Here is a 13,974-nt window from a genome sequence, read left to right as displayed (position 1 = left end):
CCGCACGTATCCGGAGAGTCGGCCTCCCACGGCGCGAACGCGCATAGAGTCAGCAGTACGGAGCCGTTCGGCTCCCGATCAAGGGAGTCATCATGTCAGACAAGTCACCGAAGAAGAGCAGCGCTAAAACGGCCGCCTCGAAATCCCTGAAGGAGAAACGACTCGACAAACGCGCGAAATCCGACGCCAAGGCCCACCTCGACGCCGTCTCGGATATCAAGAAGCGCTAGAGCCGAGCCTTTCCAACCGACGTCGGGCGGCGTTCTCACCAGCGCTCGTCGGGCCGAGCATCCTTCCGGCCCCACGGAGCACGAGGGACGTCGCTCCGGCGATCGGCAGGGGCACCGGGCCGAGCTGCGGCTCCCGAAGGCCGAGCCGCTCGCGGTACGGCTGCTCGAGCGAATGCACGGCGCCGGCGAACAGGACGCCGTAGGACGGCCGAAGCGTCCGCCGCAGCGGAGCGTGCTGCACGAATCGGACGATCTCGCGCGCATCCCCTCCCCCGCTGAGTTCGGGGAGGAAAGCGGCCAGCTGGGCCTTCAGCTCTGTCCTGCTGCGCGGCGGGTCGGGTACGCGCATGAGCTCGCCGGCCTTCGCCCACTCGCGGACGTACCCGTCCGGGCCGCCCGGAATCGCTCCGCCCCAGAGTTCGTGCGCAGAGAGGAACGAGTCGGTGAACGCGAGATGCACCCAGCTCAGCAGGTGCGGATCGTTCGCGGCATACGGCCGGGTGGCGCCGTGGGCGTCGACATAGCTGCCGACGACGCGTTCATGAAGCCGAAGCACCCACTCCGATCCCCGAACGGCCTGCCCGGTGTCACCGTAGGTGACTGTGTGGATCCAGCGGATCGTTCCCGCAAGCCGCCCGAGCGGATCCTCCCGGAAGCGCGACCAGTCGCGTACGCCCGCGACAGCGCCAGGATGAAGCGCCTGCATGAGCAGGGCCCTGACTCCGGCGACGAGTGTCGGCATGGAGCCGTGGACCGTCCAGGCCGCGCTGCCCGGCCCGAAGTACCCGGCGTCCTCCCCCTCCTCGATCTCCCTCACCCATCCCGGCACGCCGCTCGACTGTCCGGACAGCGTCTCGAGCAGCCGCACGCGGATGGGTTCGGTGAGACGGGTCATCCGATCGGTACGTCCACCGCGAGTCCGTCGACGACCTGGGTGCCGGGGAGACCGCCGAGCGCACCCCCGGGAAGCAGGAGCTTCGACCGTCGCACCCCCGAGCCGATGATGACGACCTCCGTCGCGTTCACGCGGCTGTCGACGTAGACCGGCCACTCGGCGGGCAGGCCGATCGGGGTGATGCCGCCGTATTCCATGCCGGTGAGCTCGACGGCACGATCCATCGGGAGGAACGAGCACTTGCGTACGTCGAGAAGCCTGCGCACGACCGTGTTGATGTCCGCGCGGGTCGTCGCCAGGACCACGCAGGCAGCGATGCGTTCGACACCTTCGCGCTTGCCGGAGACCACGACGCAATTGGCGAGCGTCCCGGCATCGAGCCCGAAGCGCTCCTTCGTGGCGGCCGTGTCCGAGACGTCAGGATCGATCTCGACGACGCCGACCGCATCCGCCACTCCTGCCGCTGCAAGGGCGGCCGCGGTCGCCGCGCTGAGCAGGTCAGGACGGGTGGATGCGGGAGCCGTGGTCAGGCCGCCGAGCGTGAAGACTCCCATGGGCTCACGCCTGCGTGCCCGCGGCGCGTTCGAGGACGAGCTCCCGCACGCGCGCTGCGTCGGCCTGTCCCTTCATCGCCTTCATCACGGCCCCGATCACGGCGCCCGCCGCCTGCACCTTGCCGTCGCGGATCTTCTCGAGCACATCCGGCTGGGCCGCAAGCGCCTCGTCGATGGCCGCGATGAGCGCCCCATCGTCCGAGACGACAGCGAGCCCGCGTGCATCGACGACCTCCTGCGGCGACCCTTCTCCGGCGATCACGCCGTCGAGGACCTGTCGCGCCAGCCGGTCCGTGAGGGTCCCGGCGTCGACGAGCGCGGCGAGAGCCGCGACATGCTCGGGCGACACGAGAGTCTCAGCGGAGACGCCCTGGGCGTTGGCCAGGCGGGCGATCTCGCCCGTCCACCACTTGCGCGCCGCCGCCGGCGTGGCGCCCGCGGCGATCGTGGCCTCGACCGTGTCGAGAAGGTCGGCGTTCGCGACGTCCTGGAACTCGAGCGCTGTGAAGCCCCAGGCAGCAGCGAGCCGCTTGCGACGGCCGGCGGGCGGTTCCGGGAGGGTCGCGCGAAGCTCGTCGACCCACTCGCGTGAGGGGGCGACCGGCACCAGATCCGGTTCCGGGAAGTACCGGTAGTCGTCGGCGTCGCTCTTCGGCCGGCCGGCGCTGGTCGTGCCGGTGTCCTCGTGCCAGTGACGCGTCTCCTGGGTGATGGTTCCGCCGGCGGCGAGGATCGCGGCCTGGCGCTGGATCTCGTAGCGGACCGCGCGCTCGACCGACCGCAGCGAGTTCACGTTCTTCGTCTCGGTGCGCGTGCCGAGCACGTTCGACCCACGGGGCCGCAGCGAGACGTTCGCGTCGCAGCGGACGTTGCCCTCTTCCATCCGCGCGTTCGAGACGCCGAGCGCCCTGACGATCTCCCGAATCGCTGCGACGTACGTGCGTCCGACCTCGGGAGCGTCGGCCTCTGCACCCTCGATCATCTTCGTGACGATCTCGACGAGGGGAACTCCACCGCGGTTGTAGTCGACGAGCGAGTAATCGGCGCCCTGGATGCGGCCGGTGGACCCGCCGACGTGCGTGAGCTTGCCCGCGTCTTCTTCCATATGGGCGCGCTCGATCGCGACCGTCACCTCGCGACCGCTCTCCAGCTCGATCGTGATCGTGCCGTCGTAGGCGATCGGCTCGTCGTACTGCGAGGTCTGGAAGTTCTTCGCGGTGTCGGGGTAGAAGTAGTTCTTGCGCGCGAACCTGCTCGTCTCCGCGATCTCACAGCCGAGCGCGAGTCCGAGCCGGATGCTCGACTCGATCGCTTTCTTGTTGACCTGCGGGAGTCCGCCGGGCAGGCCGAGGCAGGTCGGGCAGGTGTTGGTGTTCGCACCCTGCCCGAACGCGTTCGAGCACCCGCAGAACATCTTCGTCACAGTGTTCAATTCGACGTGGACTTCGAAGCCGAGGACGGGCTCGAAGAGTTCGATGGCCGTGTCGTAGTCCATCAGTTCAGCTGCGGCCATCAGACGGCTCCCTCTTCGCTTGCGAACATCTCGGTCGCCGACAGGTCCGGCGCCTGGCTGAGGAGCGTGTGGCCCCACTGCTGCTCGAGAAGCTGCTCGAGCGCTGCGCCGATGGTGTAGAGCCGGGCGTCGGCCCGGGCCGGTGCCATCAGCTGGATGCCGACGGGCAGCCCGTCCTCAGGGGCGAGCCCGATGGGCAGTCCCATTCCCGGCACGCCGGCGAGGTTGGCGGGGATCGTCGTGACGTCGTTCAGGTACATCGCCATCGGATCGGCCAGCTTCTCGCCGAAACGAAAGGCCGTCGTCGGTGCGCTCGGGCTCACCAGCACATCCGCCTTCTCGAACGCGGCGGCGAAGTCGCGCTGGATGAGCGTACGGACCTTCTGCGCGCTTCCGTAGTACGCGTCGTAGTAGCCGGCGCTCAGGGCATAGGTGCCGAGGATGATACGGCGTTTGACCTCCGGGCCGAACCCGGCGTCGCGCGTTGCGGCCATGACCCGTTCGACGGTGACCGGTCCGTCCTCGGGGTCGACCCGGAGACCGAACCGTACCGAGTCGAAGCGGGCAAGGTTGCTCGACGCCTCGGCAGGAAGGATGAGGTAGTAGGCGGCGACCGCGTACTCGAAGCTGGGAGCCGCGACCTCGACGATCTCGGCTCCCGCGGATTCGAGAAGCGCGAGCGACTCCTCGAAACGCTGCTTCACGCCGGCCTGGAAGCCCTCTCCGGAGAGCTCCTTGATGACGCCGACGCGGACACCCGTGAGGGCGCCGCCGGACAGCCCGACCCGGGCGGCGGCGGCCATCGAGGGCCAGGTGTCGGACAGCGAGGTTGAGTCGAACGGGTCGTGCCCGGCGATCACGTCGTGGAGGAGGGCCGCGTCGAGCACCGAGCGCGACACGGGGCCGACCTGGTCGAGCGAGCTGGCGAGCGCGATCGCACCGTAACGGCTCACACCGCCGTAGGTCGGCTTGACGCCGACGGAACCGGTGACCGCGGCGGGCTGCCGGATGGACCCGCCCGTGTCGGAGCCGAGCGCGAGCGGGGCCTCGAATGCCGAGACCGCAGCGGCGGAGCCGCCGCCCGAGCCTCCGGGGATGCGCTCGAGATCCCACGGGTTGCGCGTGGGGCCGTAGGCCGAATGCTCGGTCGACGAGCCCATGGCGAACTCGTCCATGTTGGTCTTGCCGAGAGGAACGAGATCGGCCTCGCGGAGCTTGCGCACGACGGTCGCGTCGTAGGGCGGCAGCCACCCTTCGAGGATCCTGGAACCCGAGGTGGACGGCATGTCCTTCGTCGCGAGCACGTCCTTGATCGCGATGGGCACACCAGCGAGCGGGGACAACTGCGCCCCGGCGGCGCGACGCGCATCCACGTCTGCGGCGGTTGCCAGTGCGGCATCCCCCGCCACGTGCAGGAAGGCGTGCACGTCCTCGTCGACCGCTTCGATCCGGTCGAGGTGCGCACGGGTCGCTTCGACCGACGAGATGTCGCGGGTCGCGAGAAGATCGGCAAGCGTCGAGGCGGAGAGCCTGGTGAGGTCGGTCATCGTCTACTCCTCGTCCAGGATGGGCGGAACACGGAACCAGTCGCCCTGGCGATCCGGAGCACCGGAGAGCGCCTGCTCGACCGTGAGCCCGGGCACGACGACGTCTTCGCGGAAGACGTTCGTGAGCGGCATCGGATGGCTGGTCGCCGGGACATCGGGACCGGCGACTTCGGTGACCTTCGCGACCGCGTCGACGATCTGACCCAGCTCGGCCGTCAGGCTGGTGATCTCTTCGGGGCTCAGGTCGATCCTGGCGAGGCTCGCCAGGTGCGCGACCTGTTCGGCGCTAATTTCGGACATGGGTCTCCGTCTGCTGCGTCAGTGTGTGGATTCCTCAATCCTATTCGAGCAGTCGGGCGCAGGTCAGCGGTTCGAGGCCGTCGTCTCGGTGGGCGTCGCCGGCGTCGATCCGTCCATGACGAGATCGCCCATGTCGATCCCGATCAGGGCGAGGTTCCGCATCGACTCGCTGTCCGCTGCGAAGTATTCGTTGTGCCCTGACGATCCGCCGAGCTTCTCCTGCGTGATCGGGTCGACGCCGCCGGAGACACCCATCTTGCGCGCCCCGTAGCTCGCAGCCCCCGGGTCGCTCCCGAAGAAGGCGCTGTGCACGATGGGATCCATCGGCGCCTGGCCGACGAAGACGTTCCCGTCCGCGACGCTCAGCTGCGACACCGACTGGGCGTCGCTGCCCGGCGAGCCGAGGAGAGCCAGGGCATCGATGGTGACGGAGTGGCGCTGGAGTGCGAGCAGCACGGCGGTCGACCCGTAAGAGTGCGCGAAGACGCTCACGTACGGCATGTCGTTCCTGCGGATGGCCTGGAGCCCTTGCAGCGTCTTCTCGAAGTTGTCCGCGCCCTGGGTGGCGAGATCGAGGCCGCCGATGTTCATGAGCTCAGGCGTCTGGTAGCCGATCCACGCCACTGTCGCGACACCGGGGGTCACCTGTGTTCCACGGGGACCCAGGAGCCGGCGGAGCCAGTCGACCTGACTGTCGTAGAGATTCTGCGCCGTCTTGGCCCAGTCCACGATCTGCTCATCGACCGACATGTACATCCCCGGGACGAGGTAGCTGACGAAGCGAGCCGTGGACAGGTCGCCGACCACGATCGCCGCACGCGCATCGGAGGACGTGTCGAGCGAGACGAGAGTGCGCCTCACCCCGTCGTGCTTCGACAGTGCACGTTTGACGTTCTGGAGTGTGTCGAGGGTTCGCTCCAGCTCGAGCCTTCTCCCCTTACCCTGCTCCGACGCAAGGCTGATTCGCGCGTGCGCGATCGTCTGCTTGAGATCGAGGACGTTCGCGCGTCCTCGTACGTCGTAAGGAACGCCCTCCAGGTTTCCGATGACATGGGGGGCGGAGTGGATCAGCGATGCCTGCGTCGTCGGGTCGATCAGTCGCCACAATCCGGCGACGTCGCTGGCACGCGGAGGATTGACGAGCATTGCGTCGAGGGCCGCTCGGTGGGCGTCGACGAAGGCGGGCACATCGGACGCCGTGATCTGTGCGAGCGCGCCGAGAGTGGTCGCTGCGAGAAGCCCGGACTGGGTGTTGCCGGCCGGAGCGTCGTTCACCGTCGCCGGACGGGTCGGACCGTGCGACAGCACTGTGGAATAGGCGGCCGCAGGCTGGTACGGGGCAGCGTCGGCGGGCACGACTCCGGCCCCGGTCACTCCTGCTAGGACCGAGGTAATCGAGAGTATTGCCGCAAAACCGACCAGCACTCCGTCCGGGTCCCTCCGAGAGCGACGAGCAGAGCCCTTGCACCGCCCCTGTCGAGGCGCGCCCTTATGATGCTATCGGTCGGGAAACGTCCGCCAGATACACGTTCTACCCCCTGTTCGGGAGTAGAACCAGCATTTTAGCAGGTTCAGAGCGCGTCCGGCCCACCCTCGAGCAGCCTGCGGAACCCGTCAGCGTCGATGATCGGAATGCCGAGCTGTTCCGCTTTGGCCAGTTTCGAGCCCGCTCCGGGTCCCGCAGCGACGTAGTCGGTGTTCTTCGACACACTCGATGCGGATTTGCCGCCGGCGGCGATGATCGCCTCCTGCGCTCCCTCGCGCGTGAACCCCTCGAGGCTTCCAGTGGCGACGACGGTGAGTCCGGACAGCGTGCCACCGGCCGATTCTGCCGCACCCGGGCCGGCGTGGCCCGGAGTGGCGAACTGCACACCGGCCGCGGCCCAGCGCTCGACGATCTCCCGATGCCAGTCGACGGCGAACCAGGCGAGGACAGCGTCGGCGATGATGCCGCCGACACCGTCGACCTGCGCGAGCTCGTCGCGATCGGCGGAACGGATCGCATCCAGCGATCCGAAGTGGTTGGCGAGCGCCCGCGCGGCGACGGGGCCGACGTGGCGGATGTTCAGCGAGACGAGGATGCGCCAGAGTGGTTTGGCCTTCGCAGCCTGCAGGTTTGCGAGCAGCTCCTCGGCGTTCTTCGACGGAACGAAGTCTGCGGTTCCGCCGAACTCGGCCGAGTCCGGGTCGAACGGGCCGTCCTTCTTCTGCCGCCGACGGCGGAACGGGGTGTCCGTCTTCTGCTCCCCTGACTCCGTAAGCCGGGGCAGACCGGTCTCCGGGTCCCTCACGACCACCTCGATCGGGAACAGATCCGCCATGGTCAGGTCGAAGAGGCCGGCCTCGGTGGGCAGGGGCGGCTGCTCAGGCTTGAACGGTTGGGTCAATGCTGCAGCGGCGACCTCGCCGAGAGCTTCGATGTCGAGGGCCCCGCGGGACCCGATGTGCTCGACGCGGCCCCACACCTGGGCCGGACAGAACTCTGCGTTCGGGCAGCGCAGGTCGATATCGCCCTCTTTGGCGGGCGCGAGCCTCGTACCGCAGACGGGACAGTTCTCGGGCATGACGAACTCGCGCTCCGTCCCGTCACGCAGTTCGACGACCGGGCCGAGGACTTCCGGGATCACGTCGCCGGCCTTGCGGAGCACGACCGTGTCGCCGATGAGGACACCCTTGGCCTTCACGACGTCCTGGTTGTGCAGGGTCGCCTGGCGGACCTCGCTGCCGGCGACCCGCACCTTCTCCATCACCGCGAACGGGGTGGCGCGACCGGTGCGGCCGACGCTCACCACGATGTCGAGAAGCTTGGTGTTGACCTGCTCAGGAGGGTATTTGTAGGCGATCGCCCAGCGCGGAGCTCGGCTGGTCGCTCCCAGCTCGTCGTGCAGAGCGAGTTCGTCGACCTTCACGACCACGCCGTCGATCTCGTGTTCGACGCTGTCGCGGTGCTCGCCGTAGTAACGGATGAACTCGGCGGCGCCCGCGGCCGCGTCCACCACCCGGTAGTGGGTCGAGGTCGGCAGCCCCCAGCCGTTCAGGAGCTCGTAGGTCTTGGACTGACTGTCGACGGGCGGGTTCGCCCACGCCCCGATGCCGTGCACGAGCATGTGGAGCCGCCCGAGCCTGGCCCGCATGAGCGCAAGCTGGGTGTCGTTCTTTCCCTCGGCCTTCTGCCGCAGCGAGCCGCTCGCGGCGTTGCGCGCGTTGGCGAACACTTTCTCGCCGAGCTCTGTCTGGGCCGCATTGAGGGCCTCGAACTCTGCGACGGGGAAGAAGACCTCGCCGCGCACTTCGACGAGAGGCGGATGTCCGGTGCCGGACAACCGGGCGGGGATGGCCGGAATGAAGCGGATGTTCTCGGTGACGTCTTCTCCGACGACCCCGTCACCTCTGGTCGCCGCCGAGACCAGGCGCCCGTTCGCGTAGCGCAGGTTGATGGCGAGGCCGTCGATCTTCAGCTCGCACAGGAAGTCGACCCTGCGCCCTGCATCCCGTCCGACGCGTGCCGCCCAGGCGTCGAACTCGTCGATGGAGAAGACGTTGTCGAGGCTGAGCATGCGCTCCGCGTGCTGCACGGGCGCGAAGAGAGTGGTCTGCGCGCGACCACCGACTGTCTGGGTCGGGCTGTCCTGGCTCTGCAGTTCGGGGAACAGCCGTTCGAGCTCTTCGAGGCGATGGATCATCCCGTCGTATTCGAGGTCGCTCACGAGCACCGTGTCCCGCTCGTAGTACGCGTCGCGCAGCTCCAGGATGCGTTCGGTCAGCCGCTGTGCTTCGGCCCGTGCCCGGGTGGGGTCATCCGCAATGTCGTTCACCACGCTCCCAGCATACGGACAGCCGCCGACGCCGGACGGCCCTTGCGGGCGGAGGGTCAGCCGACGGGGACCGCGCTGACCGTCCGGTCGATCGTCGTCTGGCCGAGCACCCGGGTTCCGAGATACACGACGGCGGTCTGACCGGGGGCGACACCGTTCAGCGGCTCATCCGGGGTGACGACCAGCTCGTCGACGCCATCCGCCGCCGGGCGCACGACGGCGACAGCGGGCACGGGGTCGGCGTGCGCACGGATCTGCACCTCGCAGGCGAACGGCTTCTCCGGCGCCTCAGGCGCGCGACCGGCCCAGGTGAAGCGCGAACCGGCGATCTCGGCGATGTCGAGAGCCTCCTTGGGACCGACGACCACTGTGTTGTCCTTCGGCCGCACCTCGAGCACGAAACGCGGCTTGCCGTCGTCGGCGGGGAAGCCGATGTTGAGCCCCTTGCGCTGGCCGACGGTGAACGCGTGCGCGCCCTCGTGCGACCCGAGTCGGTTGCCCTCGCGGTCGAGGATGTCGCCGGTCTCGGCACCGACGCGCTCGGCGAGCCAGCCGCGAGTGTCGCCGTCCGGGATGAAGCAGATGTCGTGCGAGTCCGGCTTGTCGGCGACGCTGAAGCCCCTGGCCGCCGCCTCGGCGCGAACCTCGGCCTTCGACGGCGTCGCGCCGAGCGGGAACATCGCGTGCGCGAGCTGCTCAGCCGTGAGCACTCCGAGCACGTAGGACTGATCCTTCGCCCACGCGCTCGCCCTGTGCAGCTCGCGGTTGCCCTCGTCGTCGGCGAGGATGGCGGCGTAGTGTCCGGTGCAGACGGCGTCGAAGCCGAGGTCGAGCGCTTTCTCGAGGAGCGCGGCGAACTTGATCTTCTCGTTGCAGCGCATGCACGGGTTCGGGGTGCGGCCCGCGGAGTACTCCGCGATGAAGTCGTCGACCACGTCGAGCTTGAAACGTTCGGAGAAGTCCCACACGTAGTACGGGATGCCGATGATGTTGGCAGCGCGTTGGGCATCCATCGAATCCTCGATCGTGCAGCAGCCGCGGCTGCCGGTGCGCAGCGTTCCCGGCATGCGGCTGAGCGCCAGGTGCACCCCGACGACGTCATGGCCGGCTTCGACCGCACGGGCCGCCGCCACCGCCGAGTCGACGCCACCACTCATCGCTGCCAGAACTTTCACCCGACAAGTCTACGGCGCGCCTGCTGGCCGCTCGCCGAGAGCGGTCAGCGCCCGAGTCGCGTCGTCCGTTCCGCAAGCCCGGCGCGGGCCGCCTGGGCGTAGGCACCCGGCAGAGCGCCGACGACCGCATCGATGTCCGCTTCCGTCGTCGTGCGCCCGAGGGTGATGCGCAGCGCACCGCGCGCCTCTTCGCCGGTACGCCCCATGGCCAGGAGCACGTGGGACGGCTCCGGTATGCCCGCCTGGCATGCCGAGCCGGTCGAGACCGAGATCCCGGCCACATCGAGGAGGAAGAGCAGCGAATCCCCCTGGGCACCGGGGAAGACGAAGTGCACGTTCGAAGCGACGCGTCGGGGATCGCCCGCCGGCATCCCGCTCAGCACTGCCTCCGGAACGGCCTCGGAGACACCGCGGATGAGGCGGTCGCGCAGCCGTTCGAGCCTCGCCCGCTCCGCAGCGAGGTCGCGAACCGCCCGCTCGGCCGCCACGGCGAACGCCACCGCCGCCGCGACATCCTGCGTACCGCTGCGCACATTGCGCTGCTGGCCGCCACCGTGCACGAGCGGCACCACGGTCGCCGTGCGGCTGAGCACGAGCGCTCCGATGCCGACCGGGCCGCCGATCTTGTGGGCGGACACGCTGAGCCCGACCAACCCCGCCGATGTGCTGCCGGTGTCGCGCCGCAGTCCGGCGAAGTCGATGGGGATGTGACCGTACGCGGCCACCGCGTCCAGATGCACCGGAACCGCGTGCTGCTGCCCGAGTCGCGCGAACTCGGCGACGGGTTCGATCGTCCCCACTTCGTTGTTGACCCAGAGCGCCGTCGCCAGGGCGATCGAATCGCTGTCACGCGCGAACGACCGGTGCGCGGCATCCAGATCGACCAGCCCGTGCCCGTCGAGCGGGAGCCACTCGAGCGAGGCGCCCTCGTAGCGTTCGAGCCACTCGAGCGTGTCGACGGTAGCGTGATGCTCCCCGCCCGGCGCAAGAACCCTCGGCCGCGGGGGCTGCCGGACGTCGTTGCGCGTCCAGTACAGGCCCTTCAGCGCCAGGTTGATCGCTTCGGTGCCGCCCGAGGTGAACACGACCTCGATCGGGTCGCACCCGAGCGACCAGGCGACTGCCTCGCGGGCCTCTTCGAGCATCCGCTTCGCCTGCTGTCCCTGGCTGTGGATCGACGACGGGTTGCCGACCACGGTCATCGCCTCGGCGTACGCCGCGATCGCTTCGGGAAGCATGGGCGTCGTCGCCGCATGATCCAGGTAGACAGCCACTGCCACCCCTCCCTCTGCGCTCGCCTGCATTCACTACTCTAGATCGCATGACTCCTGCCGATCCCCTGCGCAATCTCGGCGTTCGACAGACATCGAACGGCGGCGAACTCCGCGTCTGGTCGGAGAACGCCGATGCGATGGAACTGTGCCTGTTCGACGACAAGGACGCGAACTGGCTCGTCAAGACGATCCGGATGACGAGGGATTCGAACGACGTCTGGGTCGGCAAGTCGCGGTCGCTCACGCCCGGGCGCCGCTACGCCATCCGCGTCTCGGGCCCCGCGAGCCCGACCAACACGTTCAACCCGGAGACGATGCTGCTCGACCCGTACGCGCGCGGGCTCGTGCACACGGGATCGAACGGCTGGCTGTCCTGCGTCACTGCGGACGGTTTCGACTGGGCCGGCTCCCGCAAGCCGCAGACGCCGCTCGACCACACGGTCATCTACGAGGCGCACGTGAAGGGCATCAGCAAGCTCAACCCGGACATTCCGGAAGAGCTGCGCGGCACCTACGCCGGACTCGCCCACGAGTCGACGATCCGCTACCTGAAAGACCTGGGGGTCACGGCCGTCGAGCTGCTCCCCGTCCAGGCCTTCCTCTCCGAGCAACGGCTCATCCATCAGGGACTGACGAACTACTGGGGCTACAACACTCTCAACTTCTTCTCCCCCCACGCCCCGTACGCCTCGCGTGCGGCACAGGCGGCCGGTCCGGATGCGGTGCTCGCCGAGTTCAAGGGGATGGTCAAACTCCTCCACGAGGCGGGTCTCGAAGTCATCCTCGACGTCGTCTACAACCACACGGCAGAAGAGGGTCTCGGTGGCCCGCGCTCCAGTTTCCGCGGGATCGACAACGCCAACTACTACCGCCAGGACGAGCACGGCGCCTACATCGATGTGACCGGCTGCGGCAACACGATCAATTTCGGACACGACGTTCCTGTTCGTCTCGTTCTCGACTCCCTCCGGTACTGGGCGAACGAGGTGCAGATCGACGGCTTCCGCTTCGACCTCGCAGCGACACTGGGGCGCGACGCGAACGTGAACTACACCCCTGACCATCCGTTGCTCACCGGTATCCTCGAGGACCCGCTCCTGGCGAACGTGAAGATGATCGCCGAACCGTGGGACGTGGGCGCCGGCGGGTGGCAGACCGGCAACTTCCGGCTCGGCTGGTCGGAGTGGAACGACCGCTACCGCGATCGTGCGCGCGCATTCTGGCTGGCCGACATCGCGGACGCCCGTGCGAAAGGTGCGGCCCCGACCGGCATCGGCGGTTTCGCCACCAGGCTGGCCGGGTCGTCCAACACGTTCTCGCCCGACCGCGGTCCGCTCGCGTCCGTGAACTTCGTCACAGCGCACGACGGATTCACGCTGGCCGACCTCACCACCTACGACGTCAAACACAACCTCGGTAACGGCGAGAACAACCGTGACGGCACCGACAACAACCGGTCGTTCAACCACGGCGTCGAAGGCCAGACGACGGACGAGGCGATCCTGCTCAGCCGGTACAAGGCGATGCGCAACCTCCTGGCCACGCTGCTGCTCTCCGCGGGAGTCCCCATGCTCACGGCCGGCGACGAGTTCGGCCGCAGCCAGCGGGGCAACAACAACGCATACTGCCAGGACAGCGAGCTGACCTGGATGAGCTGGCTGCGCACCCGCGACCAGCGCGAACTCTTCGCGACCACCCGGCGGTTGCTCGAGCTCCGCCGCACCAACCCGGCCCTGCGGCCCAGCAGGTACGCCGTCTTCGGCGAGACCACCAAGAACGCCAGTCACATGGACTGGTTCGACGCGACCGGCGCGCTGATGGACGACGAAGACTGGAACTCCCCCGAGAACCGCACACTGCAGTACCTCGCTGCGAGCACGCCGGACAAGGAGGAGTTCAACCGGATCCTCCTCATCGTGCACGGTGTCGAGGACGACGTGACGGTCTCGCTGCCTGTCGCTCCCGGCGTCGAGTCGTACAACCTTCTCTGGGACAGCGCGACAGAGGTTCCGATCGACGAAGACCCAACGCCGCTCCTGCCGGGATCGGAACGTCTGGTGGGCGGCACCTCGATGCAGCTCTTCCGGGCGAACGGCCCTCGCGTCGTCGCAGCTCCCGGAGCGCCTCCGAGCCCCCACCCCCTCACCGACCCGCTGCCGACCTGATGGCCAGGCGCAGTTCGGCGGGCACCCCGGCGACGGTCGCACTGACCGCGGCCGGCATCCCGTTCGCCGTCCACGCCTACGATCACGACGCTTCGGTGACCTCGTTCGGCCTGGAGGCCGCCGAAGCCCTCGGAATCGAGCCCGAGCGCGTGTTCAAGACGCTCCTGGCCGACACCGACTCCGGCCTCGTCGTCGGCATCGTTCCGGTCGACGGCAAGCTCGACCTGAAAGCCCTGGCGAGCGCGGTCGGTGCAAAACGGGCGACCATGGCCGACCCTGCTGTCGCCGAGCGACGCACCGGCTACGTCGTCGGCGGGATCAGCCCGATCGGGCAGAAGACGCGCCTGCCGACGGTGCTCGACGAGACGGCCGAGCTCTTCGACACCGTGTTCGTCTCGGGCGGCAGACGAGGACTCGATCTCGAGCTGGCGCCGGCCGACCTGGTCGCGGCGACCACGGCCACGATCGCGCCCATCGCCCGTCCCTGACGGGCCGGTCGGCCCGCG

At 68.6% G+C, this 13,974-nt stretch carries 12 protein-coding genes; 3 read left to right on the top strand and 9 right to left on the bottom strand.

Going from position 1 to position 13,974, the window contains the following annotated elements; genetic code table 11:
- Positions 1 to 92: 92 nt before the first annotated feature.
- On the top strand, positions 93 to 230 hold the full coding sequence (locus tag ACV7NN_RS19255; RefSeq protein WP_463351154.1) for a hypothetical protein: 138 nt from the start codon (positions 93 to 95) through the stop codon (positions 228 to 230).
- On the opposite strand, the gene ACV7NN_RS19250 is transcribed toward ACV7NN_RS19255, so the two are convergent.
- The 9 genes from ACV7NN_RS19250 to ACV7NN_RS19210 all read right to left on the bottom strand — a co-directional run bounded on the left by ACV7NN_RS19250 (position 217) and on the right by ACV7NN_RS19210 (position 11,303).
- On the bottom strand, positions 217 to 1,125 hold the full coding sequence (locus ACV7NN_RS19250; protein ID WP_463351153.1) for an oxygenase MpaB family protein: 909 nt from the start codon (positions 1,123 to 1,125) through the stop codon (positions 217 to 219). The two genes, ACV7NN_RS19255 and ACV7NN_RS19250, sit on opposite strands and share 14 nt — an antisense overlap.
- Positions 1,122 to 1,679, bottom strand: coding sequence for a YbaK/EbsC family protein (locus ACV7NN_RS19245; protein WP_463351152.1), 558 nt, complete (start codon positions 1,677 to 1,679; stop codon positions 1,122 to 1,124). The genes ACV7NN_RS19250 and ACV7NN_RS19245 overlap by 4 nt, the downstream gene beginning before the upstream one ends.
- 4 nt (positions 1,680 to 1,683) lie before the next feature.
- The gene (gatB, locus tag ACV7NN_RS19240; RefSeq protein WP_463351151.1) at positions 1,684 to 3,192 is read right to left on the bottom strand and encodes an Asp-tRNA(Asn)/Glu-tRNA(Gln) amidotransferase subunit GatB; all 1,509 of its coding nucleotides are present in this window, start codon (positions 3,190 to 3,192) and stop codon (positions 1,684 to 1,686) included.
- Positions 3,192 to 4,739 (bottom strand): Asp-tRNA(Asn)/Glu-tRNA(Gln) amidotransferase subunit GatA, encoded by a 1,548-nt coding sequence (gatA, locus tag ACV7NN_RS19235; RefSeq protein WP_463351150.1) that lies wholly within the window; start codon positions 4,737 to 4,739, stop codon positions 3,192 to 3,194. The genes gatB and gatA overlap by 1 nt, the downstream gene beginning before the upstream one ends.
- A gap of 3 nt (positions 4,740 to 4,742) precedes the next feature.
- Positions 4,743 to 5,039: an Asp-tRNA(Asn)/Glu-tRNA(Gln) amidotransferase subunit GatC gene (gene gatC, locus ACV7NN_RS19230; protein WP_463351149.1), complete on the bottom strand. Its 297-nt coding sequence runs from the start codon at positions 5,037 to 5,039 to the stop codon at positions 4,743 to 4,745.
- Between the two features lie 63 nt (positions 5,040 to 5,102).
- Positions 5,103 to 6,413 (bottom strand): alpha/beta hydrolase, encoded by a 1,311-nt coding sequence (locus ACV7NN_RS19225; protein ID WP_463351148.1) that lies wholly within the window; start codon positions 6,411 to 6,413, stop codon positions 5,103 to 5,105.
- Between the two features lie 197 nt (positions 6,414 to 6,610).
- Positions 6,611 to 8,857, bottom strand: a complete 2,247-nt coding sequence (gene ligA, locus ACV7NN_RS19220) for an NAD-dependent DNA ligase LigA (RefSeq protein ID WP_463351147.1) — start codon at positions 8,855 to 8,857, stop codon at positions 6,611 to 6,613.
- Between the two features lie 53 nt (positions 8,858 to 8,910).
- A complete protein-coding gene (mnmA, locus tag ACV7NN_RS19215) occupies positions 8,911 to 10,029 on the bottom strand; it encodes a tRNA 2-thiouridine(34) synthase MnmA (protein WP_463351146.1) in 1,119 nt (372 codons plus the stop codon).
- 44 nt (positions 10,030 to 10,073) lie between these two features.
- Positions 10,074 to 11,303, bottom strand: a complete 1,230-nt coding sequence (locus ACV7NN_RS19210; RefSeq protein ID WP_463351145.1) for a cysteine desulfurase family protein — start codon at positions 11,301 to 11,303, stop codon at positions 10,074 to 10,076.
- A gap of 47 nt (positions 11,304 to 11,350) precedes the next feature.
- Between ACV7NN_RS19210 and glgX the strand changes: the two genes are divergently transcribed.
- Both glgX and ybaK read left to right on the top strand, forming a co-directional pair.
- Entirely contained in the window at positions 11,351 to 13,468 is a 2,118-nt protein-coding gene (glgX, locus tag ACV7NN_RS19205; protein WP_463351144.1) for a glycogen debranching protein GlgX, read from the top strand.
- Positions 13,468 to 13,956 carry a Cys-tRNA(Pro) deacylase gene (gene ybaK / locus ACV7NN_RS19200; protein ID WP_463351143.1) on the top strand — a complete coding sequence of 163 codons (489 nt, stop codon included), beginning with the start codon at positions 13,468 to 13,470 and terminating at the stop codon, positions 13,954 to 13,956. The genes glgX and ybaK overlap by 1 nt, the downstream gene beginning before the upstream one ends.
- Positions 13,957 to 13,974 lie beyond the last annotated feature (18 nt).

The organism is Leifsonia sp. Ger2509 (genome assembly GCF_055231915.1).
This window is presented reverse-complemented; position numbering and strand designations above follow the sequence as displayed.

What these genes read in the sequence shown, in the direction of transcription:
- gatC (WP_463351149.1), bottom strand. Translation starts at nt 5,039, where the DNA reads ATGTCCGAAATTAGCGCCGAACAGGTCGCGCACCTGGCGAGCCTCGCC.
- glgX (WP_463351144.1), top strand. Translation starts at nt 11,351, where the DNA reads ATGACTCCTGCCGATCCCCTGCGCAATCTCGGCGTTCGACAGACATCG.
- gatA (WP_463351150.1), bottom strand. Translation starts at nt 4,739, where the DNA reads ATGACCGACCTCACCAGGCTCTCCGCCTCGACGCTTGCCGATCTTCTC.
- gatB (WP_463351151.1), bottom strand. Translation starts at nt 3,192, where the DNA reads ATGGCCGCAGCTGAACTGATGGACTACGACACGGCCATCGAACTCTTC.
- ybaK (WP_463351143.1), top strand. Translation starts at nt 13,468, where the DNA reads ATGGCCAGGCGCAGTTCGGCGGGCACCCCGGCGACGGTCGCACTGACC.
- ACV7NN_RS19250 (WP_463351153.1), bottom strand. Translation starts at nt 1,125, where the DNA reads ATGACCCGTCTCACCGAACCCATCCGCGTGCGGCTGCTCGAGACGCTG.
- ACV7NN_RS19255 (WP_463351154.1), top strand. Translation starts at nt 93, where the DNA reads ATGTCAGACAAGTCACCGAAGAAGAGCAGCGCTAAAACGGCCGCCTCG.
- ACV7NN_RS19245 (WP_463351152.1), bottom strand. Translation starts at nt 1,679, where the DNA reads ATGGGAGTCTTCACGCTCGGCGGCCTGACCACGGCTCCCGCATCCACC.